Raw genomic sequence first — 25918 nt, forward strand, 5'->3', positions numbered from 1 at the left:
AGTGTCAAATCAGGACCATTTACCTAAATAGCACTTATCCTCATTTAAGCTGTATCTCAAAATCGACTACTGCTCAAGGAAAAATCAGGTTGTCTCCCTTTCTTACATGAACCATCCTTACGCATAAGGGTGATTTTTGTGTGTATCCGGGTTTTTTACGCGGGTTTCTTATGATTTTACGCGGGTTTGGGGCGGTTTTACGCGGGTTCGAAGCTCTTTTACGCGACTTCGCTATTTTAGTTGGCTAAACAAATGCCGAATATGCCCCTCTAGCCCACTTCACCGAAAGACCGCTTCTTGTCTTGGGATTGTACCTAATAAGGACTTCGGATGGACAAATACAACCGACCGTTCCATTGATAATACATCGCCGATTAAAAACTGGAGTGACCGTTGATGTCGTTTCACTTGTGAAATGGGGTTGCGGAATACATCGACCTCGCCGTTTTCTCGCGTGCGAATCATTTGATCCCGCTCGACATCAGTAGCAATTGTGCCGATGATATTTTTAAGTGCAAAATGCCGTGATAAAAAAAGCGCCCTCTCTAGCCCCGACATGCGTTGGAGATAGGCTCACACGAAGAGACTTTCGAAACGTCACGAGGGGCTAGGCGCTTGTGCTAGACACGCTTTCAATTTGAAAAAGTTTATACTTTCTTATCTTTAAACAAAAGACTACCCATTAAAGAGTAGTCACGCCTTCTACCATCAATAATTTTTTCTTCATGCCAAGTCCTGCCCTAAAGCCTGTTAGTGTTCCATTTTTCCCAATAACACGATGGCATGGAATAACAATCATCACCGGGTTAGCTCCAATTGCTGTACCAACTGCCCGTACCGCTTTTGGATTATGAATCGCAGCGGCAATATCGCTATAACATTGAACTGCCCCAAACGGAATAGCTTGTAGCGCTTGCCATACTTGCTGTTGGAAAACTGTCCCTTCTAAATCGAGTGCGAAATCAAATGTGACACGTTCTCCATCAAAGTATTCCTGAAATTGTTTCATATAAGGAGCTAGCTTCTGTGCATTTTGTTCTAGTTCCTCGCCTTTTCTTCGCTTCTTTGCCCACTCTACCAATTCCTGTTCATCGCGGTTTTCAGAGCCTGTAAAGCAAAGCCCTTTTTCAGTTGCTGCCACCGTGAACTGCCAATCAACATGCTGAAATACTGTCCAATAAATCACGTAAATCCCCCTCTTTGTTGAAACTTTTCATACGCTTTTCCGTATAAGTAAGTAACATTATATCGAAGGGAATGGACTTCATGTTCAAAAAGATTATTAAAAGTATATTACACTCTGCTACAAGTTCACGCCGTTATTCTTCCAGTAGCCGTCGTCGCTATTCCAGCCGTCAGAATTACTACGGTCATAAGCACTATAAACGGAGTTACCGCCGTTCTTCTCGTAGCTTCTTCAGCTCAAGAAGCTTTTTCAGTAGCTGATGATTTCATTATTCAAAGAAAATAAATATGAACGCCTTTTAGAGCAGTTCATTCATGCCCATACAAACTATCATATGATGAATCAAATCGGAGAAGGCTCCTACGGTATCGCCTACTTGCTGATCCATAACGAAACGGGCGAAAAAGCCGTACTAAAGCGCTTAAAATCAAAGCACCGCCATACAACTAATCAACAAAAGTTTTTACAAGAAGTCACATTTTTAAAAAGGCTCGCCACTTTACCTGTACCAAAAGTATTCACAGAGGGTTTCATTGAGGAATTACCGTTTTATATAATGGAACATATTGAAGGGGATACTTTTGAACGTGCGATTTTCGAACGGAACGAGCGCTTCTCTGTAGCAGATGCATTAACTAAAACAGAAGAATTGCTTACTATTCTAATCCGTATGCATGAACAAGGCATTGTGCATAGAGACTTGCGTATGCCAAATATTATTTTAAAAAATAACCAACTTACTATTATCGATTTTGGTCTTGCAACAACGATTGACCCTACTATTTGTGTCAATACAATCGATAATCCTAAAAAAGCCGCAAGCCCACTCAGTGATTTATATGCAGTTGGACACTTTATGCTCTTTCTTTTGTACTCGAGCTACAATCCTACATCAAAGAAAAGCCGGTCATGGCAAGAGGAATTAGAACTGCCGACTATACTGCAAAACTACATTGAACGACTATTGATGCTTCAATCACCGTTTTTAGATGCTAGCACAGCTAAACAAGCACTTCAAATCGTGAAGGAAGCTTCTTACAAGACATTTTGAGTCGCTTCTTTCGCGATGAAGATGGTAGCATGTTGAGGCGACCACCGTAGGGACAATATTTCGTAGTAGATATTAACCAAGAATTGAAGGGTGTCCAGAAAATTTCTGAACACCCCTATTCTTATGCTTGTTGCATTTCCTTCGTTGGTCCCATCACTGGTGGTACTGGTAATCCTGCTTGACGTAGTAACACCGTTATTTGACCGCGGTGATGTGTTTGATGATCAACTAACATACGTAGTAATTTACCACGCGGCATTGCTCCTCCGAAAGCCTGTACCTCTTCCTCCATTTGAGCATCTGTTAATGTTGCCGCTTCTTTGTTATAAGCTTCCATGACCGCCTCATACATTTCCACGATTTCTGCCATCGTCTCAGGCATCGGCATATCTGGCCCTGGTGCTGGAATTTGTAACTCAGCGAAGTGTCCAAAAGCACCTGCCACACTTACTAAATGCCATGATAGCCAACTCAGTGAGTTATGTCCTTCTACAATCAAAGCGTGCTTTTTATCATCTGTAATTGCTCGCATTACGCGAAGTGTTCCTTGTGCATTCATGCCCCAATCTTCTAAGAAATCTTGTGCTTTACGATACATCTCATTCTCCCCTTAGCATATACTGTTCAAGCGCCCGCCATGCCTCTACTTTTTGGTCAAACGTCTTGATATTACGTCCTGGTACAGGGCTTGTTGATGGCATTTTATAATACTCTTTCCCAACAAGCAATTCAAAGCCTAACTTCTTTTTAAAAACGTCATGTGCTTTTGTGCCATTAAAAAAGACCGCCTGAATTTGCGGGTAACGTTTAAAAAGAGCGACAAAGTCATTCGTGATTTCATTTTTAATATTGCTATCTAAACTACCGACTCTTTCACACGCTCGAATCACATCCCACAACCCGATGCCATGCTTCTTCACAAGGGCGAGGCGCTCTTCATATTGTTCTGGCACCATTGTACCCGTCAGCTCACTAATGATTCCCCAAAAGTGGTTACGTGGGTTGCCGTAATACTGCTGTTTTTCAAGCGATTGTACTCCCGGCATTGAACCAACAACCAACACTTTAGTTTGTTTATCTACAACTGGTAGTAAAATATTTTGAATCATACAGACGCCTCCTTCGCTTTATTATAGAACGGTTTTAGCCTAAAAAAACACCTCTCGCACCTAAATAGCACGAGAGGGTGTCTTTGCTTATAGGGACATATTTTATGATGTACTTCCCTCTATTTCTTCTTGCTGATTTGATGGCTGATTCATCGTACCACGGTTTCCTCTTGGACCACCAAAACCACCGCCTCCACCCGGCATCATCATTCCACTACTATTTTCCGTAATACCACTTTCATTTAAGTATGTCATTACTTGTGATGGTAATATGAACTCAACTGAGCCTGTCATGCCTACCATTGTACTTGCTTCTGAGTAGACGCCATTCTTTGCCTCACCTTTCACAGTTCCACCAAAGTTGACCGTGTAGCTTTCTTCTGGTGCTAAATCTGGTGTGCTAATCACAAGCGTCTGAAAAGCTTTTTCTGGTGCAACAGTAGCAATCACCTCTCCAGTAGCTGTCGTTATATTTACTATCGTGCCTGACTCCTGTACATTTGTAAATGTCATCATGAGTGCCTTTTGTGCGGATGTATCGGATAGCCCCATCGCCATCCCACTACTACCCGCTGCCATGAGGGTACCCCCTTCCACTGTAAATGTACCATCATAATCTAGTGCACCGTTGCCAGCGTTCGTTGGTCCATATACAACAACTGTACCAGCTGTCATTTTAATATTACCGTTCGAATCAAGTCCGTCCCCATCCGCATTTACATATACATAGCCGCCTTCAATTAATAACAGGCTCTCACTATCATTGGTTTCTTCTGTTTCGGTTGTTTGTGTCCTATCAAAATCAGATGAACCACCGTTAATATTAATACCGTCATCCGATGCTTGAACATAAATATCCCCATTCTTAATTGTCACATTTACCCCTTCAATTCCTTCATAACTTTTTTCAATACGAACTGTACCAGCTGTCATCACAACATCAGCATCCGCATGTATACCATCATCACCTGTATTGATTGTAAATTGTCCGCCATTGATTGTTACATGGCCATCACTATGCAGTGCATCTTCCTCGGAGTCGATTGTCAATGTACCGCTCTCTATTTGGATAAGCGTTGTAGCTTTTATACCCTTAGTGCTTATAGATTCATCATCTGATGTATTTTCTTCACCCTCATTAGTTACGTCAGGTGGTGTCATACCTTGACCGCCACTTGGTTCAAAGTCTTCTGGCATTTGATCTCCCTCTTCTTTAGTGGCTGTCTCTTCTCCTGTCTGGCTGTTCATGTTTGGCGGCGTCATGTTCTGACCACGCTGTCTATCTCCCATTTGTGGCACGCCACCTGATTTCATTTGGTCAAACATTGTTTCAATATCCTCTACTGTCAGATCATCGGGCAATTGGCTTTCATCAATATTTTCTAGCAATTCCTCTTTCGTCATTTCGCCTGCGATATACTGTTGGATTTGAGACATATCAAGACTCCCCATCATGCCACCTTGCATACTACCCGTCCTAAACTCTTGTCTCGTCTCCATTGTTTCTGGGCTACCACCTCCCGCTACAATGGAATATTGTCCATCCACAACAAGCACATCACGTTCAGACTGTACACCATCCAAACCGGCTGTTATTTGTAATGAACCACTTTGTAGTACAATATTCCCTTTTTCGGCATCCTCATCATTCGAGGATTTCATGCCATCACCATTCGCCGTAACTTTAATATTTGCATCACGCATCGCAAATAAATCACGGCCAACAATTCCATCATCCTCTGCATTTATTTCGATATGCCCGCCTGTTACGATTAATTCATCACGCCCAACAATTCCGTCTTTATAATTGGCATTCACAATTAATTTTCCGTCACCGTTAATGGATAAATCATCTTTACTGAAGATTGCCCCTGAAGGCTCGTCTTCTTTTGTAGCGAAGACATATTCCTTCGCATCGGTTACTACATTTTCTGTTCCTGCTTCAAGAGAAATAACAGTTTGGTCTGCTTGTTTTACATAAATCGCAGCACTTGTTGATGATGTAATAGAAGTACCATTTAGTATGAGGCGTACAGTGCCATCATCCTCTGCATCAACGACAATTTGTCCATCATCAAGCGTTCCATCAATGATATACGTGCCAGTCGTACGAATTTCAATAACTCCATTTTCAATCACAACACCGCCTGGACCATCCGCTACAGCTGAAGCACCATTTAAATGAATTTTCGTAAAGCTACTCCCTTGCCATTCCGAGTAAAAATCGTCCTCTGAATAGGTCACATATTGGGCAACGAGTGCATCGGTGTCGACACTAATTTGTGTCTCCTGATGGCTACAAGCTCCTAGCATGACTCCGATTAGAATAAACGGTACTATATATTTTACTTTTCTCATAAAATCCCCCATTAAATAAAGGAGGTCTGTATAATCAGATCTCCTCCTTTTTTCTTAAGCCGTAAAGTTACCATCGTAGCTAAGCATGACTGAAGAAGATACACCAGCTACTTTTGAAATGTTTGATACAAGTTGGGCATCATTTTCTTTCATACGTACTTCGTATGTCACTTCGATTTCATAATCTTGCACAATTGTCTTAGACTTCAGCATATATTTTTTTGTACTGTTTATTAGAATGCGCTCAATTTCTGTGTTCGTTGATTCATCCTCAAATTTCACAACGAGTAAATACGGATTTTCCACAACGATTTTGTTCTGGAATAACATAATGACCAGTCCAATAATGATTGAGCCAATCCCTACTAACGGAATAAAACCAGCACCGCAAAGAATACCCGCTGCTACTGACCAGAATAAGAAAATTAAGTCCATTGGGTCCTTAATGGGCGTACGGAAACGAACAATCGATAATGCACCAACCATACCAAGTGATAACAAGACGTTTTGACTAATCCCCATAATGACGAGTGCCGTTGTTAATGTCATCACCATGAGTGAAATATTAAATGAATGTGAATAAATAACCCCATTAAATGTTTTCTTGTATACCCAATAAATAAATAATCCAATTAAAAATGCGGCAACCATACCGATTAACGAATCTGTTAATGAAAATGATGATGTTTTTTCAAGAAAACTTGATTTGAAAATATCATCAAATGTTGCTGCTGTAGTTAATAATGTCAACACAATCATTTCCTCCTATATATTTAACCGTACATACGGCTTAATTGATATTTTGAATAGGCTTCTTGTTTTGTATTAATGCCCTGTAGCATCATTTTAATAATATCTGGTAAATACTCATCATACTTTACCTCTAAAATGACTTCGCTCGGTTCTAATACATCGACCATTGGTAAGTTCGCATTGAACATATCTGTATTACGAAGACTCGACTTTACTTTACTGTCAAATGTTACACGGACATTCCCGTATAAATAGATGTACGCTTCACGTTCATAATCAACAACCGTTGTTGGCTTTAGCCCGTAATACCTCATTTCATAAAATAAATCACGTATCAGTTCACGCTCGTCTTGCTCCATCCAGTCAATATCCCCAACACGCATACATTCAAACTCACGTGCTGTCATTTTACATTTTGACTTGAATGTTAAATTGTTGCGCTTTGATTTGCGCTCTAAATGAACGACAGCTGCGCTTTTCCCATAAATGCGCACGCGATATTTATCTCGATTTAAAAAACCTTCTTTTTTTTCATTCATGACTTTGTTATCGCAATTGTCAAAGTAACAGGAACGAATGAGATAACGCCCGTCCCGTCCAGCATGCGGGTCAAGCTTCATTACATGGCACAATTTATTGCGAAGTAGCATGTAGTCCATATACGTAATGCCATGCTTTAACTCTTTACGCCCATTTGGATTGAATGACGTATGAATCGGCATTGTTCTTCCTCCTTCTTTTATATTTATCTGGTCATGCATTAAGTGGTGTCTTGCTTACAATGCACACTTTACACCTGAAATGTGTCAGGCATATGTTCAAGTAAATTTTTATAAAGAATTTTTAAATTGGATGTAAAAAGCACGTAGGAAACGTTATAAACTAACGCTTCTACGTGCTTTTATGCTAACTCTATTTTATTTTTGCGATACACTTGCACTTTGGAATGTGGCCATATCCTTCATCATCACATTGGCTGCTTTAACAATTGGATACGCAATGGCTGCCCCTGTTCCTTCACCAAGACGTAAATCAAGCTGGACGAGTGGCTGTTTATTCAGATGCTTTGCTGCAATTTCATGCCCAATCTCAACTGAATTATGCGATAAAATCATATAGTTTACAGCACCTGGCGCTAGTAGCTCCGCTAGACAAGCAGAAACCGTACAAATAAAGCCATCTAGTAAAATCGGGGTACGCATTTCTGCCGCACCAATCATAGCACCTGTCATACCTGCTATATCAAGACCACCCATTTTAGATAGTAAATCAATGGCATCATCTTTCTTCGGTTTATGTAACGCAATAGCCTCACGACAAACCTCTGCTTTGCGATTCAATTGCTCATCATTAATACCTGAACCGCGACCAACAACTGTCTCTGGATCAATATCAAGAATGGCTGCTAAAATGGCACTGCTTGGTGTCGTGTTACCAATACCTAACTCTCCAACAATGATACAGCCCGCACCTTCACGAATAGCCTGCTGTGCTGCATCGTACCCAACTTTAATCGCTTGCCATGCCTCTTCTTCTGTCATCGCACGCTCTTTTAAAAAGTTAGCAGTTCCAGATGGACGGACTTTCTTGTTAATGACCTTCTCATTTGGTACAGGGCGTAAAATACCTAAGTCATAGACAGCCAGTGGTGCACCAATCATACGACTAAACACACTAATTCCCGCACCACCTTCCACCATATTCATCGCCATCTCATACGTTACTTCTTGTGGAGAAGCGGATACATTCTCTTCCACAATGCCATGATCTGCACAAAATACGAGAGAAGCAGGTGCAATATCAGGTTTTATTTCCCCCGTCATGCCTGCAAGTTCAATCGATACTTCCTCTAAGCGCCCTAAACTTCCCGGTGGCTTCGTTAGCGAATCGATATACTGACGTGCCTGCTCCATTTTTTCTTCATACAGTGATGGAATTGAAAAATTTAACATTGGTGAAAAACCCCTTTATGAACCGAATTTTCACTAAATATACCACAAAATTTATGATTATTTCGTCATTTAAGTAAATCACAAAAAATTACTCCAAAGAATAGAAAATGTCCGTGCAAATTTCCTTCGTACGTGTGATTTTTCTCACATCTAAAAATTTTCAAACATTTTATAATAGGCTTAAGATGAAAGGAGCGGATTTTCATGTTAAAAATAACTTATGTACTTGCCTCTTGTCTTGGCATTGGTGTTGCAATTGGTCTTGGTGTACTCATTAACCAAACTTTCATTCAAGTTTAATACCTCATATGAAAAAGGATTGGCCATTTATACTTCACCAATCCTTTTTATCTTGTCATTTTTTAATAGGCGAACAATATAAAAAATAATGGGCGGAAGGAAAGGAATACAAGAAATTATCGGTAAGGATAATGCCATGTTTTGCTCAACAATCGGAATTTGCCCGAGCAAAAGTCCCGCTCCAAGCCATAGTACAACCCATATCCCTCCACCAATACTGTTATAAGCTAAAAAAGGATACAGTGGATAGTTCGTATAGCCTGTCACAAATGGAATCGTCGTCCTCATAAGTGGAATAAAGCGCGAAAATAAGATCGCTCTATGTCCATAATTTTTAAAGAAGTCCTTTGCAGACTGCAATGTCGATTTCGGAATAACCCGCCATCTTCCTGTAACTCTCTGTCCAATTTTGCCGATGAAGTAATTTTGCATATCCCCAAGAACAGTTGCTGTAAATAATATGACGGCTAAAAACCATAAATTTAACTCTCCTAATGCGGCTAATGCACCACTAACAAATACAGTTGCATCTCCTGGTAAAAATGTAAGAACAACAAAAGCGGTTTTACAATAAATAATGAAGAACAATAGAATATACACAAGATACCCGTAATCCTCTAAAAAATGATGAATCGCAATGTCAATTTGCTTCATTTCCAATAAAAATGTGTGCATGCCATCACCTCCTCATTTTTAGTTACATTGTATAGCCGTGTCAAAAAACGGATTCAATTAAATTTGTCCTTATGGCGTTTTATGTCTAAAAGGGTAGGAAAAATGACAGCTAAAATGCAAAGGGGATAAATTTAACTTCTCCCAGCAAGCGGTACTTCCCTTCAACATATTCCAATCACTAGAAGTCTTTACCTATAGGAATAACAGCTCAGCAAGTTCCTATACATATATATGTGCATTTTAATGTTCCTGCATAACGATTGACTTTAAAAATCAGCCTCCATGTTGCAAGCTGATGGATATGGTAGTGTTTTGCTCATGCCGGTTGGTTTTGACCGGAGGGAGCGACTTTTTTTGCTCGGATACTTTAGCTTTTTGACCGTTCACTGTGGATTTTTGCTCGGATACGGCAGTGTTTTGCTCCCACCGGATGGTTTTGACCGGATAGAACGACTTTTTGCTCGGATACCGTAGCTTTTTGACCGTTCACTGTCGACAATTTTAAGATGGTTTATATAGAAATACACGTCTAGTCAATTATCAGCCAAAGGGGCAATTGCTTATCCTACCGTTCTACCCGTACAATAGAAGAAAACGAGGAGCCTGAGCAATGTTCAAATCTTTATTTAAACGAAAAGATAAAGTACTGAAACACCACATCGAATTTTGCATGTCAAACCTTTCATTTGGCAGTGCGGATGTATATGATGAGCTAATTCAACGTGAAAATGTTGTCATTGAAGAGTCTGGTTGTACATCAAATTGTGAAACATGCGATTCATGCTTATTTGCCGTTGTAAACAGTGAAGTGGTAACTGCGGAAACAGCAGACAAGCTATTACAACGAGTTGAAGAGAAGATGAAAGAAAATCCATTGATAGATTAAAAATAGCAGGAGCAAATGAGAATTTGCTTCTGCTATTTTATTTGCTAACAAAAACGTAAGCCGCCTATCAATTTTCACACTATTGACTTCTGTCTTATCCATGTTAAAATTAAGTTACGCTTTCGCGAGTTGAAGCGTTGAACTTTAAAGCATCAAAATATTATCGTAACAACTAGGAGCAGACATATGTTTTCTATTGAAGCAAAAACAAAGTCCTCTGTTTTAGAGGCATTTTTTATTGTATTAACTGTTATTGGCATGATTGCTATTGCAATTGGCAAGCTCGGTTCAACCCCTCATATTCCAATATTATTTGCTATTATCTTTTTAATTTTTTATGGGCTAATCAAACGTGTACCATTTAAAACGTTAGAAGAAAGCATGCTATCCGGTGCTAAGGCTGGTATGGGTGCCGTTTATATCTTTTTTTTAATTGGTATATTAGTTAGTAGTTGGATTGTAAGTGGGACCATTCCAACCCTTCTATATCTAGGCTTATCCATCGTAACGGCGAGCTTTTTTTATACGATTGTCTTTATTATGACAGCTATTATTGGCACAGCCATTGGTAGCTCACTTACAACGGTAGCAACAATTGGTGTCGCCTTTATGAGTATTGCCGGAGCCATCGATGCATCCCTGGCACTGACAGCCGGAGCGATCGTATCAGGTGCCTTTTTTGGTGATAAAATGTCGCCTTTATCGGACACGACAAACTTAGCTGCGAGCATCGTTGGCATCGATTTATTCGAGCATATTAAAAATATGAGCTGGACAACGGTTCCTGCATTTTTAATTAGTACGATATTATATTCTGTCTTATCCCCTTCTATTGAGACATTTGATGCTAGTACGATTGCATCTTACAAAGCAAGCTTACTAGAAACTAATTTCATTCACTGGTATGCCATTGTGCCACTTATTGTACTTATTGTTTGCACATTATTGAAGATGCCGGCCTTTTTAACACTGATCGTCAGCTCTCTTGTAGCACTTGTATTATCGACGTTCCATACGTCTTTATCCTTAACGGACTACTGTGCCATTTTATATAGTGGATTTGTTTCGGAAACAGGCGTAGAGGTGATTGATTCCCTGTTAACACGTGGCGGTATTAGTAGCATGTACTTTACCATCATACTGGTGCTTCTCAGTCTGAGTATGGGCGGTTTATTATTTGCACTTGGTGTTATTCAAACACTTCTTGAAAAAATCGAGAAGCTATTGAAATCAGTTGGTGCATTAATTACAGGCACAGCCTTGACAGCGATTGGCATTAATACCCTTGTTGGTGAACAATACTTATCTATCCTACTAACGGGTGAAGCATTTAAGCAAAAATATGATGAACAAGGCTTACATCCGAAAAATTTAAGCCGCGTGATGGAAGATGCAGGTACGGTCATTAACCCATTAGTACCTTGGAGTGTCTGCGGTTTATTTATCGTATCGATGCTAGATGTACCCGTCATGAGCTACTTGCCATTTGCCTTCTTTTGCTTACTAAGTCCTGTACTTACTATTTTATTCGGCTGGTTCAATATGACGATTACGAAAAAATAGCCTGCCATATAACTTATACTTTTCTATCCACCAAGACAATGAACCCGCTACTTTTATATAAAAGTAGCGGGTTCATTTTTGCGACTCAAGTAAATAGTGATTGGCATAACTAAAGGTAACGTCAGACCGCCCTTTTTCTTAAAAGATTTTAGTTTCATTGAATAAAACCAATCCCTTCTTACTTTTATGACATAATAATTTCCTCAATGGCTTGATTTAATTAGCCAAATCTCCCCTAATCTTTTCTTTTATAAGCGGTTTATTTATTTAGAGATTTGTCTATCCTCTTAATAGTCTAAAAAGCTTATTTAGGAGGTTTAGTAATGACAGACTTACCAAATAACAACACCTCCCACCCAGATTCTAAAAAAGTGCTTCTGCAGGCATCTCTTACTGAAAATATAAAAATCATCAAAAAAGACCTTGGCAATAGTAATGACATCATTATCCGTGAGATATTAGCGGGAAAATCAAAAAAACAGCTTATTTCCATTATCCATACTGACGGCCTAGCAAATGAAACACTCATAACCGATTCAATCTTGGAATCACTCATGCTAGATTTAAATGGCGATTTAGAAACCAAACCAACAGAAATTAATCAATATTTAAAGGATTATTGCTTAACGGTTAGTGATGTGAAGGATATTGTAGATTTTACAACATTGTATAGCGCTCTTTTAAATGGTGATACCATCATACTATTTGATGGATTAACAAAAGGCATTGCAGCGAGTACTAAAGGCGCGAAAGATCGGGCTGTTTCGGACCCTGCTACAGAATCCGTTATTAGGGGACCAAGAGAATCATTTACTGAAACGCTTCGTACAAACACAGCCTTAATTCGACGTAAAATTAAAAGCCCCAATCTTTGGATAGAATCTAGAGTGATTGGTGAAGAGACGAAAACTGATATTGCTGTCATGTATATAAATGGCATTGCCAACGACAAAATTGTTCAAGAAGTACTTGATCGTTTAGATCGCATTGAAATTGATGGCATTTTGGAGAGCCACTATATTGAAGACATGATTCGAGATTCAAAATCCAGTATATTTCCAACAGTTTATAATTCGGAACGTCCTGATGTGATAGCAGGGGAATTGTTGGAAGGAAGGATTGCTATTTTAGTAGATGGTACTCCCTTTGTTTTAATCGTCCCTGCTTTATTCGTCTCTTTTTTACAGTCAGCAGAGGATTATTACCACAATGCGATTGTTAGTTCCTTTATTCGGCTCGTCAGATTTTTCGGAATATGCATTTCCTTAGTTGCTCCATCTTTATATATTGCCATTACTACTTTTCATCAAGAAATGTTGCCAACACCATTGTTAATTAGTATTTATTCGCAACGAGAAGGTGTACCATTTCCGGCTTTTATAGAAGCGCTCATTATGGAAATTGCCTTTGAAATACTGAGAGAAGCTGGCATCCGTATGCCCAGAATGATCGGTCCTGCTATATCCATTGTTGGTACGTTAGTCATTGGTCAAGCTGCTGTTCAGGCTGGCATTATCTCTGCCGTAATGGTCATTATCGTTGCACTCACAGCGATTTGTAGCTTTCTTTTCCCCGCTTATGGACTGTCTAATGCGGTACGTGTGTTGCGTTTTCCATTAATGATACTATCAGGGATGTTTGGTCTAGTCGGGCTAATGGCGGGTGTTATGATGATCATTCTTCATCTATGTAGTTTGCGCTCTTTTGGTGTACCTTATATGAGTCCATTTGCTCCGTTAATTCTAAAAGGGCAAAAGGATGCTTTAATTTTGTTTCCACGTAATTCTTTGTTAACTCGCCCACGATTAATTAGTCAAAGGAATAATGTCAGAGGGCGGAAGCATCCGGATAAGACGAAAAGAAATGTACATTGAGTAAAAAGAGGGACTAGGATGAAAAAATTAATCACACTGATGTTACTAACAACAGTTGTTCTGCTATTAAGTGGTTGCTGGAGTAAACGAGAATTAAATGAGCTTGCCATTGCCGTTGCAATAGGTGTCGATAAAATAGACGACGAATATTCCATATCGATTCAAGTAGTCGACCCTAGCGAGCTTTCTACTAGTCAGTCTTCTAGCGGACGTACACCTGTCGTTACTTACCATTCAAAGGGAAAAACCTTATTTGAAGCGATTAGAAAAATAACGACACTCTCTCCTCGAAAACCTTATTTTGCTCATCTTCAAATACTTGTAGTTGGGGAGGATTTAGCGAGGGAAGGGCTGGGTTATACAATCGATTTTTTAGGGAGAGACAACGAGATTCGAAATGACTTTGATATTATTGTCGCTCAACAAACAACAGCCAAAGATGTATTAAATGTATTGACGCCCATTGAAAAAATACCTGCGAATAAAATGTTAAATTCCATTCGAATTTCACAAAACGCATGGGGATCGACACGACAAGTAGATGTTGATGCATTAATAAATAAGTTAAATAGCGATAATCAAAGTTATGTTTTGTCAAAAGTAGATATACATGGTGATCCACAATTAGGGATTGATCAAACAAATGTCAACAGAATTGAAACACCTGTCATATTACAATTTACAGGATTAGCCGTATTTAAACATGACAAGTTAATCGGTTATTTAAGTGAAGAGGAAAGCAGAAGCTATAATTTTTTAACTGATCAAATTGAAGGCACGATTGAAATCATATCCTGTCCGGAAGAAGGGAAGTTAACTACCGAAATAACAACTTCTAAAACGAAAACGAACGGAAAAATAGAAAATGGGGTTCCTAAAATAAGCGTTCAAATTGATGTTGAACAAAGTGTTGCTGAAGTACACTGTGATATTCATTTAAATGATGAACAAACCCTCCATACTATTAATGAAAAAACAGCCAATTTGATTAAAACCCGTATAGAACATTTACTTCATACCATTCAAAAAGAATATGAAGTAGACATTTTAGAGTATGGTGCGGCTATTCATCGTGCAAATGCTCGTGAATGGCATCATATTAAGGATGATTGGTCAACAATTTTTCCAGATTTACAAGTACATGTGGAGGTCAACGTCAATACAAGTGGTTTTGCTACTTTGCAAAACGCAAACGTAGAGGAACAAAAGGAGTAAGATGAAATGTTTATTACTTTAGGGATTTTAATTATTTCAGGTTTTATTATATATATGATTCTGCCTAAGCTACTCAAAGACGGGGATCGTAAAACTATTTGGGTCTTTTCTCTCTTACTGTTTATTGGAACTGCCTTAAATATGGCACTCAGTTTAAATGTCAAAATTCCTAGCCCTCTAGATGTCATTATAGTGATTTTTAAACCCATTAGTGAGTTTTTGAAGGTAGCTTTCTTGAAATAACAATATATTGCACTTCGCTATACAGGCTTTAAACTCATGATTTCAAATGAGCCTGTTTTAATGCGAATCATTAGTTAATAATGTTACATGAAAAAATTAAAGGGGTAAAATTATGGAAAAACAAGTGATTAGTTCACGTCAATTTACAATCATGGTCCTTTTCTATACTGTTGGTACAAGTATATTAATTATCCCTGCAAGCATAGCACTAGATGTACAACAAGATGCATGGATAGTAGCCCTACTAGGTACGATATTGAGTTTGTTATTGATCAAATTATTTATACTTTTAGGAAAGAAAATGCCTAACGCATCCTTTGTAGAAATGAATGAAAAAATACTAGGAAAATTTATAGGGAAGTTCGTTTCCATAGGTTTCATTATATTGACCTTACTCTCATCTGGTGAATTATTTTATTTTATAGGTATTTTTTTACAAACTGAAGTTATGATTGAGACACCAAGCGCTGCGTTTGCTACTCTTTTTAGCATCATTATTTTTTTCGCTGCTTATTTAGGAATAGAAGTGTTTGCACGTTCACTTGAAATACTATTCCCCTTTTTTATTATAATATTTATTACTTTTATTCTGTTTATTTCACCGCAAATCGACATTCATAATATTCAACCCGTGCTTGAGGTTTCACCTAAGCCACTTCTATATGATATTTTTTATTTTATGGGTTTGTTTTCATTCCCAGTAGTTGTGCTACTAATGATTTTTCCGTCTGCTGTCAATGTGCAAGAGTCTGCTCAAAAAGGATTTTATATCGGTACGATCGCTGGCGGTATCATATTAACGATTATTATAGCGCTATGCATTTTGATTTTAGGTCCAAACAATACATCGCTTCGGACTTTCCCTAGCTATGCATTAGCACAAAAAATTTCAGTAGGTAATTTTTTACAACGCATCGAAATTATCATGGCATTTATGTGGGCAATCACCATTTTTGTAAGAGCATTTATGTATTTTTATGCATCTGTAAAAGGGTTAGGGGAAATACTAAAAATCAAAGATCACCGCCCACTCATTTTACCGCTCGGGATGATTTCTATCGGACTTTCTCAAATTATTCATCCAACTATTGTTCATTCAAATCAATATAATAAAGAAACTTGGCCATTATACATCTCGATATTCGCTATTTTTATACCTTTACTATTGCTGGCTGTTGCAAAAATACGCAAAATGAAAAACCCCGACGCTAACAGCCATGAACCCTCCTCACCTAAATGACAGGAGCTCGACCACTCAATATAGGGCCATATAAAAACACCTCCAAAATGTAGTACGTCAAAATTGGAGATGTTTTTTGTATGAGTAAATCACCTATTCCCTTGGCATTCATCAAAAGGGCTCTTTACTCACTTCTGTAATAAATAAATTCAACTTATTATAGAATATCTCGCACTAGAAAAAAGATTGTAAGTCCTCTACCTTTTGCACAATATAAGTAGCATTCGCTGCCTGTAATTCTTCAAAAGAGCCATATCCATATGTTACACCAATAGAATCCATCGCGTTTTCAGCCGCGCCAATTAAATCATACTTCCGATCGCCAATCATAATAAAGTGAAACTTCAATCAGTGGGGTTTTCCTCATCCCCCACTGATTGAGAGAGGAACGCAAGCTAAGAACGCCACGTCGTGTGGCAACGCCTGCGTGACCAACGTCCTGTTGCCCTGAACCAATCGGGCTTTTACGGGCAGTTGATCTCCCACCTATGCTTCCCGATTTTCCTTAAGCCTTGAGGTGGGAGTCTTAATGCCCGTTAATGCGGGATAAATCCGCTATACCGGTATATACTATATTTTCGAACATCCCCTTCTCTGTGAAACGCTCTCGGTAATATGTAATCGCTTGTGCTATTTGTTCTTGATGAAAACCGTAAAACTCCTCAAAGGACACTTGCAATGGCGGACCAATAAAAAGCTCCAACTTGTTTAAATCAAGCTCTTCAATATTCATTTTCTGTAATGCATATTGGACAGATTTCGTAACGCCTATTTTTGGATCCGAAATCGTTCCGTCTAAATCAAACAAGATAACTTTATATTCCCTTTCCATTCTACAGACCTACCTTTTTTCTATCATAACTTCTCGTGCCATTATTACACCTGTTACACTGCCTAACACTATTACATGGAGCTACGTTATTAAATCCATTCGATAAAGCCTTCGTAATTAACCTTCAAGTGGCTCGATGTCCGTCCGCTCTTCGCTCTGTGCACATCCTTTAGATTTCAACCACGACTCCAGTAATTATTACAAAATAAGATAATATTTCATTTTATTGTAACATATATAACCAACACTAATGCCACGTTTAAGTCAACACCTCATTTCCATCCATTCGAATTACTTCCCAAACATAAAGAGAAAAAACATTCCGTTTTATATGTAAAACATGAAGATGTTACTAACAATGATTTACGCAAAAATGGGTAATTTAATGAAGAGGTCAAAGCACCTTTAAAATAAAGCAAAGGAGGTATGAATAATGGGCTCACTCTACAGAATTGCTTTAGTCATTGCGATTGTTGGTGCAGTTAACTGGGGGCTTATTGGTCTTTTCCAACTGGATTTAGTCGCTACAATATTTGGTGGTCCAAATTCAATCATTTCTAGACTAATCTATACAATTGTTGGGGTTAGTGGACTTATCTGTATACCACTTTTAAGCAAGCCTTTAGTCGAGGAGGAAGCTTCAACTTCGAATGCAAGTACTAGTCGACCAACATATCGAAACCCGAGCTACCAAACAGAATTTGGGAAAGAGGAAGACTTCTCTAATTCAAACAAGCCTAATGCGAACAACAAAAAGAAGAAGAATTCAAACTCTAATCAGTAACATTATGATTCATATTGGCGGACCTTTTTAAGGTTCGTCAATTTTTATAATTATACGAATACGAACCACGTTATATGAAGGACCAATACACCTACATACAACAAAAACAAGACCATTAGTAAAGCCAAATAACTCTTTTGAAACGCCACATGACTTGTTTTGTACACTACATTAGAAATAGCTATCAGGACAAGCGATAAAACGGTTTTTATACTTAAAAATAATAGCGGACTTTTTAACCAAATAAAGTCCATTATCGGATTTAACTCTTCAATTACACCATTTACTAAACCATAATGCGTAGCAAATCCGTCAACTATATTCAACATCGCCACTAACCAACTGACATATATCAATTTCACTTTATTTTTCATTATATTGTCCTACGCGTGTTTATTTACCTTTTATTGTTAAATAGAGCATTAGAATACGTTGATTTCCGCTACGGCTGACTCGCTTTCCGCAGGCACGGCTTCAACTAATTTCTTTCGGTAAGTACCGAAAGAAATGGATTTTCAGCTCGTGCTTTTCCTGCAGGAGTCGAGTCGCCTCCCCTCCAATCAACAAGCAAGTGCCTTTTATCAACCGTTTCACTAAAAAATCACGCTAATTACCTACCGATATTTGTATAATCAACACATCTGATATTGTCCTTAAGTTTTAATACTGAGAAACTCAATTGGAGTATAAAGGCTACTAGCCATGTTCAAATGATTACTTACTTAATCTGATTATTTTTATTATGTAATAAATGGTCATTATTTATTCTTGAATACATGTCGTTACACTTTTTAACTAATTTAAAATAAAAATAGAAAAAGGGAAATAAAAACATTCATTTTGTTTAATTTAATTTTACTATTAAGTTGCTAAAATTTAATTAACAGCATATAATAAGTTTAATAAAAATAAACAAAAGGAGTGAGGTAAGGTGTTAGCTACTTTACCAAAAACAATATGGATGCATATTTGTACAATTTGGTCAAAGCCCAAAAGGAAAACATCTTCACCGCTAGTCGACATTCACCCTGTTCAGCAACAAACAATGCGGTTACACGAAACATTCTGTCCTATTCGTCGCAATACGTATTAGCCTAACCGTCTCATGAACTACCGACCATATCAATTTTTCAATAATAAAAAGCAAGTGGCGTGACCAATCCACTTGCTTTTTGTATATTAATTAATGGCTACCCTTGTTTCAATAAGATCCTCTTCTACTCTCGTTAAAGGAAGTGGTTCCGTTTCCTCTGTATAATCATTAATTAAACTCGCTAATACATGCACACGTAATATAATGCCTTGAATTACCTGCTCCTCATTTGTGACAACTAACGGATATTTGGACTCCAGGACATACGGTATAATATCTTTTACATATTCATCAGGAGGAACTGTTTTGACATCCGTCACTACTATTTCATGTAATGCGCGATGCTCTTTAATACCTTGAATTGCCTGATCGATCGTAATCATGCCTTGCAGCTGTCTCTTCTTGTTTGTGACAAACGCACTGGAAATCCCACTTTCCTGCATCACTCGAACAGCTACATGTAAACCATCTTTTAATGACACTAACCCAAAAGGCTTCGACATAATATGCTCGGCTTGTAATATTTGCGAGCGGTCAATATCACGGATAAATTCTGAAATATAGTCGTTAGCAGGTTGATCTAAAATCTCTTCTGGCGTACCAATTTGTTCTACTTGACCGTCTTTCATGACCGCGACACGATCACCTAGTCGAAATGCTTCATTGACATCATGTGTAATAAAGATGATCGTTTTCTGTAGCCGATTTTGTAAATCGAGTAACTCTAGTTGCATCTCGCGCTTAATAAGCGGATCCAGTGCACTGAACGGTTCATCCATTAACAAAATATCAGGATTATTCGCAAGCGCTCTTGCAATCCCGACACGCTGGCGCATCCCACCTGAAAGTTCGTCTGGAAACTGATGCTCATACCCTTTAAGACCTACAATTTCTAATTGTTTTTGAGCAATCTCACGTCGTTCCTCTTTCGATGTACCACGTATTTCAAGTCCATATTCCACATTTTCAAGCACCGTTCGATGACTAAACAAACCAAAATGTTGAAACACCATGGCAATCTTCTTTTGGCGATATGTTTTTAGCTGCGCTTTATTGTACTCTACAATGTTCTCACCATCGATATAAATAGCGCCAGACGTTGGTCGATTTAATAAATTTAAACAGCGAATTAATGTCGACTTCCCACTCCCAGACAGCCCCATAATCACAAAGGTTTCGCCTTCCCTAATGTCCATACAAGCATTGTATACCCCTACTGTATGACCTGTTTTTGCGAGAATTTCTTCTTTCGAAACGCCCTTCTCAATCATCGAGATTACTTTTTTAGGTTTTGGGCCAAATATTTTCAAGACTTTTTCAATTTTTATTTTGACTGTCATGCCGCACCCCTCCTATGCTTCTGAAGACGGTTAGCAATACCACCCGTGAGGCGATCCATAATAATCGCTAAAAATACAATACTAATACCCGCTTCAAAACCGAGCGAAATATCAATACGATTAATCGCATAAAGAACACGCTCTCCTAAACCTTTCGCCCCTACCATAGAACCAACGACTGCCATTGCTAAAGCCATCATCATCGTTTGGTTCACACCCGCCATAATGGTCGGTAATGCTTGTGGTAGTTGTACCTTTAGTAACATTTGACCCGGCGAGGAACCAAATGATTGAGCTGATTCAATGACCTCTTTCTCTACATTCCGAATGCCTAGCTCCGTCAACCGCATAACAGGTGGTAATGCATAGACAATTGTAGCAATCACAGCAGGTACATTTCCTAATGGGAAGAAAAAGATCACCGGAATTAAATACACAAAGCTTGGCATTGTTTGCATGGCATCCAATAGCGGTCGCATCGTAACAGACATCGTTTTACTAAATGCCATCCAGACACCTAGAGGAATACCTATCGCAAGAGATAATAGAACGGAGATTAACACAATGGAAATAGTAGTCATCGTCTCTGACCATAAATCAAAGCTACCAATCAGAAACATAAAAGCAGAAAATAGAAGACCTCCGTAGAGATTCGTAAAATACCAACCTAGCAAAAAGACAATAATAATGAATAACCACCAAGGAATGGCTAGGAGACCTACTTCGAGCCCTTTAATGAGACTAGAAGCAATAAGAAAGATAAAATCAAAAAACGATTCTAAATTGACTGCTAAAAAATCAATAAATGTTTCTACCCCATCCCCAATAGGGATTCGAAAATCTGGAAATTCATGCATATCATTTGGGCCGCCTTCACTGAGACAGCCCTTTCACCTCACAATTTCAATCAAACCCATACGTTCTGATTCATTATTTCAACGTTGCTTTTACTTTTTCAGCTACTTCTTCTGACACCCAAGTTGTCCAGATTTCTTCATGTTCTTTCATCCACCATTGTGCAGCATCCTCTGGTTCCACTTCATTTTCACCCATATATTCTAATGCCTGTTCTGTTAATTCATTACTTGTTTCATAGTGACTTAGGAAATCGACAACATCTTTTGCTTGTGTTGGTAAGTCTTTATATACGGCCACCACAACATCATTCGGTGGAAATTCAGTCCCCTTTGAACTTTCCCAAACTTCCTCGTCATACGGATGGTCTTCAAGTAATGTTAAATCATAGCTAGCTGTGACCCATGTTGGTGACCAATAGTAACCAACCCATGGCTTCCCCTTTGTGTATGCGCCAGCTAAATCGGCTACAATCGCTGCATCCGAGCCTGGTGCTAAATAGTTATACTGTTGATCAAGGTCATATGTTACAAGTTTCGTCTCCAAGTGTTCACTGACTGCCCAGCTTGACGGTGCACCGACGATTCTCCCTTTGCTACCATCTTCAGGATCTTGGAATAGTTCGGGATACTTCGCTAAGTCTTGAACAGTTTTTAAATCTGGTGCAACTGCTTCAATCCCTCTTTCCGCATCTCCTTTTATTACGTAAGTTGGAACATATAATCCTTGTGCATTATCTGCAAAGTTAGTGGATAGCTTGACAATCTCTCCACTTTCGACTGCTTTTTCATACACTTCTTTCACGTTATCCGTCCATACTTCCATATAGACATGAAGATCCCCTTGCTCAAGTGCTTGCATCGTAGTAGCTGTTGTCCCGCTAACCACTTCTGTTTCATAGCCATACCCTTCTTCAATAATGAGCTGAGCAATGCTATTGTGAACGCGAATACTATCCCATCCCGCATCCGCAAACTTAATGACTTCAATGCTTTCTGCGCTTTCTTCATCACTACAGGCGGCTAGTACTAAAAGTGTCACTAGTAGCAATAAAAACTTTATCCTTTTCATCATTTTTTACCCCTTTTGGTTTTGTGTTTTTCTCTCAATACATGCTGGAAATGTAAGCACCGTTAGTTGAGAATAATTTGATTTTCCTGTTCATAGCTTCCTACAGGACTTTTTGCCATAATTTGTGCTAGTGCTTGCTCCATCGTATAGCTCCCTTTTCCCTGATTCATAACCCACTTAGCTGCATAAATGGCGCCTTGCCCAAAAGCAGCTCTGTCATGTGTTTCATGAACAATTCGGATCGTTTGATTCGGCAAACCAAAAACAATCTCGTGTCTCCCTACAACACTGCCAATGCGAATCGAGTTTACGTGTTGCTCCTCATCTAGCCCTAATGCTTTTGCAATTCTTATGGCCGTCCCTGAAACATCTTTTTTGTCTTTGAAATGTTCTTCGATAATTTCAATATCTGAATCTGGCACAATTTCTTGTAGTAACTTCGAAGCTTCCATTAAAAAATTAATACCTAGTGTAATATTAGGAGAATAAAGAATGGCCGTCTGCTGACTTAATGCCTTTAAATCCTCAATATCCTCTGGCGCATAATTAGAAATCGCAGAAACAATACGACTACCATACTTCACTGCATGTTGATATTCCTTCACCGCACAAGAGCTAGAAAAATCAATAATGACATCCACTGGATTTTCCTCATAAAAGCGATGGAAATCGATTTCCTGGAATGAAAAAATCCTCCCTTCCGCATGCACATGCCCTAGTAAATGGCTGGCAAATTCACCGGTATGCTCAATAGATTTCTTCATGACCCACTTCAATTCACAATCGGCGTCATTAATAATCTCATTGGCGACAACAGCTCCTGTACGCCCAAAACCAAATAATCCAATGGAAATTTTCATATCACCACATCCCCTTTATGTTATTGTTACGCTCCCCTAAATCATAATTTTCTGCTTACCGTCCACAAACTCAAAGTAACAACTTGTTACAAAACATAAGTTGCTTGTTTAAGTGACTACTTAAACTTATTACAAAGTTGTTACTTTTGTCAAATAAATATTTCCATTTTATGACGCTTTTATCCATAAAAAAAGCTTAAATAACAGGGGTAATCCCTTGCTATTTAAGCGTTTTACTTACTTGTAAAAATTGTTCTGCATTGGAAAGACAAATCTCATCACCGATAAAATATAAAATATCCCCGACTTCGAGTGTAGCGTATGGACCAGGTGAAAGAAGTAACTCATTCTTTTTCCGTATGCCGACGATGGTAGCTCTTGTATTTTGCCAAAAATTAATTTCACTGATGCTTTTAGATAAATACGGGCAAGACTCACTAATCTCTAATTGAAACGGAACAAAAGGATTAATCGATTGAAATCGATTCGTACGATTAATAAGCTCTTTCGCTGTTTCTTGTAGATTATTCAACTCCGCAAATTGTTTTTCAATGCTCAGGCTCAGCTCTTTTTGTAATTCTCGTACCGACTTAATCCCTTCAATGCGATGAACAAAGTTCGCTGCGTTTTCATATGAAGTAATGATCACACCACTTCCTTTTGTTGCTTCGACAATGTTCAAATCTTGCAACACAGCAATGGCCCGACGAGCGGTTTCAGCTGATACTCCATACTGCGAAGCCAGTGAAGATCGTGCATAAATTTTATCCCCGATAATATACTTTTTCTCCACAATTTTTGTCGCAATATCTTCTGCAATAATTTGATATCTAGGTTGTTTAATTTGAATTGATTTCGGTTCCATAATTGCAAATCCCTTCAGGATATAATGTATCTTCCTACTACCATAACGCTTAAGCGCAGGATTCTCAAGATTGAATTGATAGTTGACGTAAATTCCCCCTATTTATAGAGATATGGACGCTCAAGATAATTGGTAGAAATGCTAAGGTCACTGGCTTTTACAAGACTATTAGTAGCTATTGTTACCGCATTATAAAAAAGCTATAAGTATCGCTATTTGTTATATAAACAAAATTTTCTTACTGCCCAAGTACAAAAATTTCTTCTGTACAATAAACTAAAGTACATGGGTCTTATATAAGGAGGGTTAACGATGGGCGCTATAAACGGAAAAACGTTTATTCACCGCATCAATCAACTAAATAATGAAATTTGGTTTAATGGTGAAAAGGTAGAGGGAAAAATATCGGAGCATCCTGCTTTTAAAGGGATTCTTCAAACAAAGGCCGCGCTTTATGATTTACAGCATGACCCGAACCTAAAAGATGATATGACGTTTACATCACCTACCTCAGGAGAACATATCGGCCTTTCATATTTACAGCCGAAAACAAAAGAAGACTTAGTAAAAAGGCGCAAAATGATGGAACATTGGGCAAGATATACGAATGGGATGATGGGCAGAAGTCCTGACTATTTGAATAGTGTTTTAATGAGCTTTGCTTCATCTGCCGACTTTTTAAACGGAAAAGAAAACTGTTTTCCACAGCATCTCCAAGCCTTTTATGAATATGCAAGAGAAAAAGACCTCTCGTTTACACATACTTTTATTTCACCACAGGTCAACCGTTCGCAATATTACATGGAAGATAGTAACGAACCAATCGCTGCAAAAATTATCGAAAAAAATGAAGAAGGAATCATTATAAAAGGCGCACTTCTACTAGCGACTCAAGGCGGTTTAACTGATGAAATATTAGTTTTTAGTGCCGCTAAGTTTTTCTTTGATGAAGATGAGATGTTTGCTTTTTCCATCCCATCTAATACAAAAGGGTTAAAGTTTATTTGCCGGGATACATTTATGGGTGGGGCATCGTCCTTTAACTATCCATTGAGCTCTCGGTACGAAGAAATGGATAGTCTTGTCGTCTTTGATACTGTACTCGTGCCTTGGCATCGCGTATTTTATTATCATAATAATGACGTAGCCCAAAATTTCATCTCCCATAGCTCTTTCAACCAATTTGCCAATCAACAAGTGTTGACACGGCAAATTGTTAAAACAGAGTTTATTTTAGGGCTAGCGGAGCTTCTAGTAGACACCATTAATATCGGTGAATATCAACATATACAAGAAAAGATGGCGGAAATTATTATCGGGCTTGAAACAATGAAGGCACTCGTAGAAAAATCAGAGCAGCACGCTACATTAGATGAATGGGGCTATATGCGCCCTGATCTTACCCCACTAACAGTCGCTACTAATATTTTCCCTAAAATTTACCCGCGTTTCAGCGAAATTCTTCAAATCATAGGTGCTAGTGGCCTGATTGCTTTACCAACTGAAAAGGCATTCCAATCGCCTATTAAGCCTGCATTAGATCACTATCTTCAAGGAACGAAAACGTTAGCAGAGGATCGGGTCAAAATATTCCGATTAGCGTGGGACTTAACGATGAGCGCATTTGGCACAAGACAAACCCAATATGAACGTTATTTCTTCGGCGACCCCATCCGATTATCAGGTCATTTATACAAAAGCTACCCGAAAAATGAATATGTCAAAAGAGTGAGCCAATTCTTACATCTAGATAAGCATTAATTTGTTTACACAACATCAACATGAGGCATGTATTTAGTCATCATCAACCATA

Annotated in this window: 27 protein-coding genes; 10 read left to right on the plus strand and 17 right to left on the minus strand. The window is 38.5% G+C overall.

Annotated elements, in window-relative coordinates; genetic code table 11:
• Positions 1-279: 279 nt before the first annotated feature.
• Both ACQQ2I_RS18960 and ACQQ2I_RS18965 read right to left on the minus strand, forming a co-directional pair.
• Positions 280-465, minus strand: a complete 186-nt coding sequence (locus ACQQ2I_RS18960) for a hypothetical protein (protein ID WP_431028303.1) — start codon at positions 463-465, stop codon at positions 280-282.
• Between the two features lie 217 nt (positions 466-682).
• Entirely contained in the window at positions 683-1186 is a 504-nt protein-coding gene (locus ACQQ2I_RS18965) for a methylated-DNA--[protein]-cysteine S-methyltransferase (protein ID WP_431028304.1), read from the minus strand.
• A 259-nt stretch (positions 1187-1445) separates the two neighbouring features.
• Here ACQQ2I_RS18965 and ACQQ2I_RS18970 point away from each other — a divergent pair, with 259 nt between their 5' ends.
• A complete protein-coding gene (locus ACQQ2I_RS18970) occupies positions 1446-2237 on the plus strand; it encodes a serine/threonine protein kinase (RefSeq protein WP_431028305.1) in 792 nt (263 codons plus the stop codon).
• A gap of 121 nt (positions 2238-2358) precedes the next feature.
• Here the strand turns inward: ACQQ2I_RS18970 and ACQQ2I_RS18975 are convergent, their stop codons facing one another.
• The 7 genes from ACQQ2I_RS18975 to ACQQ2I_RS19005 all read right to left on the minus strand — a co-directional run bounded on the left by ACQQ2I_RS18975 (position 2359) and on the right by ACQQ2I_RS19005 (position 9384).
• On the minus strand, positions 2359-2835 hold the full coding sequence (locus tag ACQQ2I_RS18975; protein WP_431028306.1) for a DinB family protein: 477 nt from the start codon (positions 2833-2835) through the stop codon (positions 2359-2361).
• Position 2836: 1 nt separating this feature from the next.
• Positions 2837-3346: a DNA-deoxyinosine glycosylase gene (locus tag ACQQ2I_RS18980; RefSeq protein ID WP_431028307.1), complete on the minus strand. Its 510-nt coding sequence runs from the start codon at positions 3344-3346 to the stop codon at positions 2837-2839.
• Between the two features lie 102 nt (positions 3347-3448).
• Positions 3449-5704, minus strand: coding sequence for a carbohydrate-binding domain-containing protein (locus ACQQ2I_RS18985; RefSeq protein WP_431028308.1), 2256 nt, complete (start codon positions 5702-5704; stop codon positions 3449-3451).
• Positions 5705-5758: 54 nt separating this feature from the next.
• Positions 5759-6463, minus strand: coding sequence for a DUF4956 domain-containing protein (locus ACQQ2I_RS18990; RefSeq protein WP_431028310.1), 705 nt, complete (start codon positions 6461-6463; stop codon positions 5759-5761).
• Between the two features lie 14 nt (positions 6464-6477).
• Positions 6478-7179 carry a polyphosphate polymerase domain-containing protein gene (locus tag ACQQ2I_RS18995; protein ID WP_431028312.1) on the minus strand — a complete coding sequence of 234 codons (702 nt, stop codon included), beginning with the start codon at positions 7177-7179 and terminating at the stop codon, positions 6478-6480.
• 195 nt (positions 7180-7374) lie between these two features.
• Positions 7375-8409: a nicotinate-nucleotide--dimethylbenzimidazole phosphoribosyltransferase gene (cobT, locus tag ACQQ2I_RS19000; RefSeq protein ID WP_431028314.1), complete on the minus strand. Its 1035-nt coding sequence runs from the start codon at positions 8407-8409 to the stop codon at positions 7375-7377.
• Between the two features lie 327 nt (positions 8410-8736).
• Positions 8737-9384 (minus strand): DedA family protein, encoded by a 648-nt coding sequence (locus ACQQ2I_RS19005; protein WP_431028315.1) that lies wholly within the window; start codon positions 9382-9384, stop codon positions 8737-8739.
• Positions 9385-9994: 610 nt separating this feature from the next.
• Here ACQQ2I_RS19005 and ACQQ2I_RS19010 point away from each other — a divergent pair.
• The 6 genes from ACQQ2I_RS19010 to ACQQ2I_RS19035 all read left to right on the plus strand — a co-directional run bounded on the left by ACQQ2I_RS19010 (position 9995) and on the right by ACQQ2I_RS19035 (position 16405).
• A complete protein-coding gene (locus ACQQ2I_RS19010; protein WP_431028316.1) occupies positions 9995-10270 on the plus strand; it encodes a DUF1450 domain-containing protein in 276 nt (91 codons plus the stop codon).
• Positions 10271-10456: 186 nt separating this feature from the next.
• Positions 10457-11833 carry a Na+/H+ antiporter NhaC gene (gene nhaC, locus ACQQ2I_RS19015; protein WP_431028317.1) on the plus strand — a complete coding sequence of 459 codons (1377 nt, stop codon included), beginning with the start codon at positions 10457-10459 and terminating at the stop codon, positions 11831-11833.
• Between the two features lie 323 nt (positions 11834-12156).
• On the plus strand, positions 12157-13707 hold the full coding sequence (locus ACQQ2I_RS19020; protein ID WP_431028318.1) for a spore germination protein: 1551 nt from the start codon (positions 12157-12159) through the stop codon (positions 13705-13707).
• Between the two features lie 18 nt (positions 13708-13725).
• On the plus strand, positions 13726-14922 hold the full coding sequence (locus ACQQ2I_RS19025; protein ID WP_431028320.1) for a Ger(x)C family spore germination protein: 1197 nt from the start codon (positions 13726-13728) through the stop codon (positions 14920-14922).
• Between the two features lie 6 nt (positions 14923-14928).
• On the plus strand, positions 14929-15165 hold the full coding sequence (locus ACQQ2I_RS19030) for a hypothetical protein (protein ID WP_431028322.1): 237 nt from the start codon (positions 14929-14931) through the stop codon (positions 15163-15165).
• 112 nt (positions 15166-15277) lie between these two features.
• Entirely contained in the window at positions 15278-16405 is a 1128-nt protein-coding gene (locus tag ACQQ2I_RS19035) for a GerAB/ArcD/ProY family transporter (protein ID WP_431028323.1), read from the plus strand.
• Between the two features lie 174 nt (positions 16406-16579).
• Here ACQQ2I_RS19035 and ACQQ2I_RS19040 read toward each other — a convergent pair whose 3' ends face one another.
• Positions 16580-16753, minus strand: coding sequence for an HAD hydrolase-like protein (locus ACQQ2I_RS19040; protein ID WP_431028325.1), 174 nt, complete (start codon positions 16751-16753; stop codon positions 16580-16582).
• A 178-nt stretch (positions 16754-16931) separates the two neighbouring features.
• On the minus strand, positions 16932-17237 hold the full coding sequence (locus ACQQ2I_RS19045; protein ID WP_431028327.1) for an HAD hydrolase-like protein: 306 nt from the start codon (positions 17235-17237) through the stop codon (positions 16932-16934).
• A 433-nt stretch (positions 17238-17670) separates the two neighbouring features.
• Here ACQQ2I_RS19045 and ACQQ2I_RS19050 point away from each other — a divergent pair, with 433 nt between their 5' ends.
• Positions 17671-18021: a DUF378 domain-containing protein gene (locus ACQQ2I_RS19050; protein ID WP_431028328.1), complete on the plus strand. Its 351-nt coding sequence runs from the start codon at positions 17671-17673 to the stop codon at positions 18019-18021.
• Positions 18022-18071: 50 nt separating this feature from the next.
• On the opposite strand, the gene ACQQ2I_RS19055 is transcribed toward ACQQ2I_RS19050, so the two are convergent.
• Entirely contained in the window at positions 18072-18395 is a 324-nt protein-coding gene (locus ACQQ2I_RS19055; RefSeq protein WP_431028330.1) for a DUF5658 family protein, read from the minus strand.
• 557 nt (positions 18396-18952) lie between these two features.
• Here ACQQ2I_RS19055 and ACQQ2I_RS19060 point away from each other — a divergent pair.
• Positions 18953-19114, plus strand: coding sequence for a hypothetical protein (locus ACQQ2I_RS19060; protein ID WP_431028331.1), 162 nt, complete (start codon positions 18953-18955; stop codon positions 19112-19114).
• 86 nt (positions 19115-19200) lie between these two features.
• Here the strand turns inward: ACQQ2I_RS19060 and ACQQ2I_RS19065 are convergent, their stop codons facing one another.
• The 5 genes from ACQQ2I_RS19065 to ACQQ2I_RS19085 form a co-directional block, all read right to left on the minus strand.
• Positions 19201-20454 (minus strand): quaternary amine ABC transporter ATP-binding protein, encoded by a 1254-nt coding sequence (locus tag ACQQ2I_RS19065; RefSeq protein WP_431028333.1) that lies wholly within the window; start codon positions 20452-20454, stop codon positions 19201-19203.
• Complete coding sequence (locus ACQQ2I_RS19070; protein WP_431028334.1) at positions 20451-21311, minus strand: ABC transporter permease; 861 nt, start codon at positions 21309-21311, stop codon at positions 20451-20453. The genes ACQQ2I_RS19065 and ACQQ2I_RS19070 overlap by 4 nt, the downstream gene beginning before the upstream one ends.
• Positions 21312-21384: 73 nt before the next feature.
• Positions 21385-22383, minus strand: a complete 999-nt coding sequence (locus ACQQ2I_RS19075; RefSeq protein WP_431028335.1) for an ABC transporter substrate-binding protein — start codon at positions 22381-22383, stop codon at positions 21385-21387.
• Between the two features lie 59 nt (positions 22384-22442).
• Positions 22443-23240: a 4-hydroxy-tetrahydrodipicolinate reductase gene (locus tag ACQQ2I_RS19080; protein ID WP_431028336.1), complete on the minus strand. Its 798-nt coding sequence runs from the start codon at positions 23238-23240 to the stop codon at positions 22443-22445.
• Positions 23241-23460: 220 nt separating this feature from the next.
• A complete protein-coding gene (locus ACQQ2I_RS19085) occupies positions 23461-24105 on the minus strand; it encodes a TrkA C-terminal domain-containing protein (RefSeq protein WP_431028337.1) in 645 nt (214 codons plus the stop codon).
• 312 nt (positions 24106-24417) lie between these two features.
• On the opposite strand from ACQQ2I_RS19085, the gene hpaB reads away from it, so the two are divergent.
• Entirely contained in the window at positions 24418-25866 is a 1449-nt protein-coding gene (hpaB, locus tag ACQQ2I_RS19090; protein WP_431028339.1) for a 4-hydroxyphenylacetate 3-monooxygenase, oxygenase component, read from the plus strand.
• Positions 25867-25918: the final 52 nt, after the last annotated feature.

It is taken from the genome of Lysinibacillus sp. LZ02 (genome assembly GCF_050613145.1).
GTDB lineage: Bacteria > Bacillota > Bacilli > Bacillales_A > Planococcaceae > Lysinibacillus_B.

Excerpts from the sequence above, each read along its gene's own strand:
- ACQQ2I_RS18960 (WP_431028303.1), bottom strand. The coding sequence starts at position 465 with ATGATTCGCACGCGAGAAAACGGCGAGGTCGATGTATTCCGCAACCCC.
- ACQQ2I_RS18970 (WP_431028305.1), top strand. The coding sequence starts at position 1,446 with ATGATTTCATTATTCAAAGAAAATAAATATGAACGCCTTTTAGAGCAG.
- ACQQ2I_RS18975 (WP_431028306.1), bottom strand. The coding sequence starts at position 2,835 with ATGTATCGTAAAGCACAAGATTTCTTAGAAGATTGGGGCATGAATGCA.
- ACQQ2I_RS18980 (WP_431028307.1), bottom strand. The coding sequence starts at position 3,346 with ATGATTCAAAATATTTTACTACCAGTTGTAGATAAACAAACTAAAGTG.
- ACQQ2I_RS18985 (WP_431028308.1), bottom strand. The coding sequence starts at position 5,704 with ATGAGAAAAGTAAAATATATAGTACCGTTTATTCTAATCGGAGTCATG.
- ACQQ2I_RS18990 (WP_431028310.1), bottom strand. The coding sequence starts at position 6,463 with ATGATTGTGTTGACATTATTAACTACAGCAGCAACATTTGATGATATT.
- ACQQ2I_RS18995 (WP_431028312.1), bottom strand. The coding sequence starts at position 7,179 with ATGCCGATTCATACGTCATTCAATCCAAATGGGCGTAAAGAGTTAAAG.
- cobT (WP_431028314.1), bottom strand. The coding sequence starts at position 8,409 with ATGTTAAATTTTTCAATTCCATCACTGTATGAAGAAAAAATGGAGCAG.
- ACQQ2I_RS19005 (WP_431028315.1), bottom strand. The coding sequence starts at position 9,384 with ATGCACACATTTTTATTGGAAATGAAGCAAATTGACATTGCGATTCAT.
- ACQQ2I_RS19010 (WP_431028316.1), top strand. The coding sequence starts at position 9,995 with ATGTTCAAATCTTTATTTAAACGAAAAGATAAAGTACTGAAACACCAC.
- nhaC (WP_431028317.1), top strand. The coding sequence starts at position 10,457 with ATGTTTTCTATTGAAGCAAAAACAAAGTCCTCTGTTTTAGAGGCATTT.
- ACQQ2I_RS19020 (WP_431028318.1), top strand. The coding sequence starts at position 12,157 with ATGACAGACTTACCAAATAACAACACCTCCCACCCAGATTCTAAAAAA.
- ACQQ2I_RS19025 (WP_431028320.1), top strand. The coding sequence starts at position 13,726 with ATGAAAAAATTAATCACACTGATGTTACTAACAACAGTTGTTCTGCTA.
- ACQQ2I_RS19030 (WP_431028322.1), top strand. The coding sequence starts at position 14,929 with ATGTTTATTACTTTAGGGATTTTAATTATTTCAGGTTTTATTATATAT.
- ACQQ2I_RS19035 (WP_431028323.1), top strand. The coding sequence starts at position 15,278 with ATGGAAAAACAAGTGATTAGTTCACGTCAATTTACAATCATGGTCCTT.
- ACQQ2I_RS19045 (WP_431028327.1), bottom strand. The coding sequence starts at position 17,237 with ATGGAAAGGGAATATAAAGTTATCTTGTTTGATTTAGACGGAACGATT.
- ACQQ2I_RS19050 (WP_431028328.1), top strand. The coding sequence starts at position 17,671 with ATGGGCTCACTCTACAGAATTGCTTTAGTCATTGCGATTGTTGGTGCA.
- ACQQ2I_RS19055 (WP_431028330.1), bottom strand. The coding sequence starts at position 18,395 with ATGAAAAATAAAGTGAAATTGATATATGTCAGTTGGTTAGTGGCGATG.
- ACQQ2I_RS19065 (WP_431028333.1), bottom strand. The coding sequence starts at position 20,454 with ATGACAGTCAAAATAAAAATTGAAAAAGTCTTGAAAATATTTGGCCCA.
- ACQQ2I_RS19070 (WP_431028334.1), bottom strand. The coding sequence starts at position 21,311 with ATGCATGAATTTCCAGATTTTCGAATCCCTATTGGGGATGGGGTAGAA.
- ACQQ2I_RS19075 (WP_431028335.1), bottom strand. The coding sequence starts at position 22,383 with ATGATGAAAAGGATAAAGTTTTTATTGCTACTAGTGACACTTTTAGTA.
- ACQQ2I_RS19080 (WP_431028336.1), bottom strand. The coding sequence starts at position 23,240 with ATGAAAATTTCCATTGGATTATTTGGTTTTGGGCGTACAGGAGCTGTT.
- ACQQ2I_RS19085 (WP_431028337.1), bottom strand. The coding sequence starts at position 24,105 with ATGGAACCGAAATCAATTCAAATTAAACAACCTAGATATCAAATTATT.
- hpaB (WP_431028339.1), top strand. The coding sequence starts at position 24,418 with ATGGGCGCTATAAACGGAAAAACGTTTATTCACCGCATCAATCAACTA.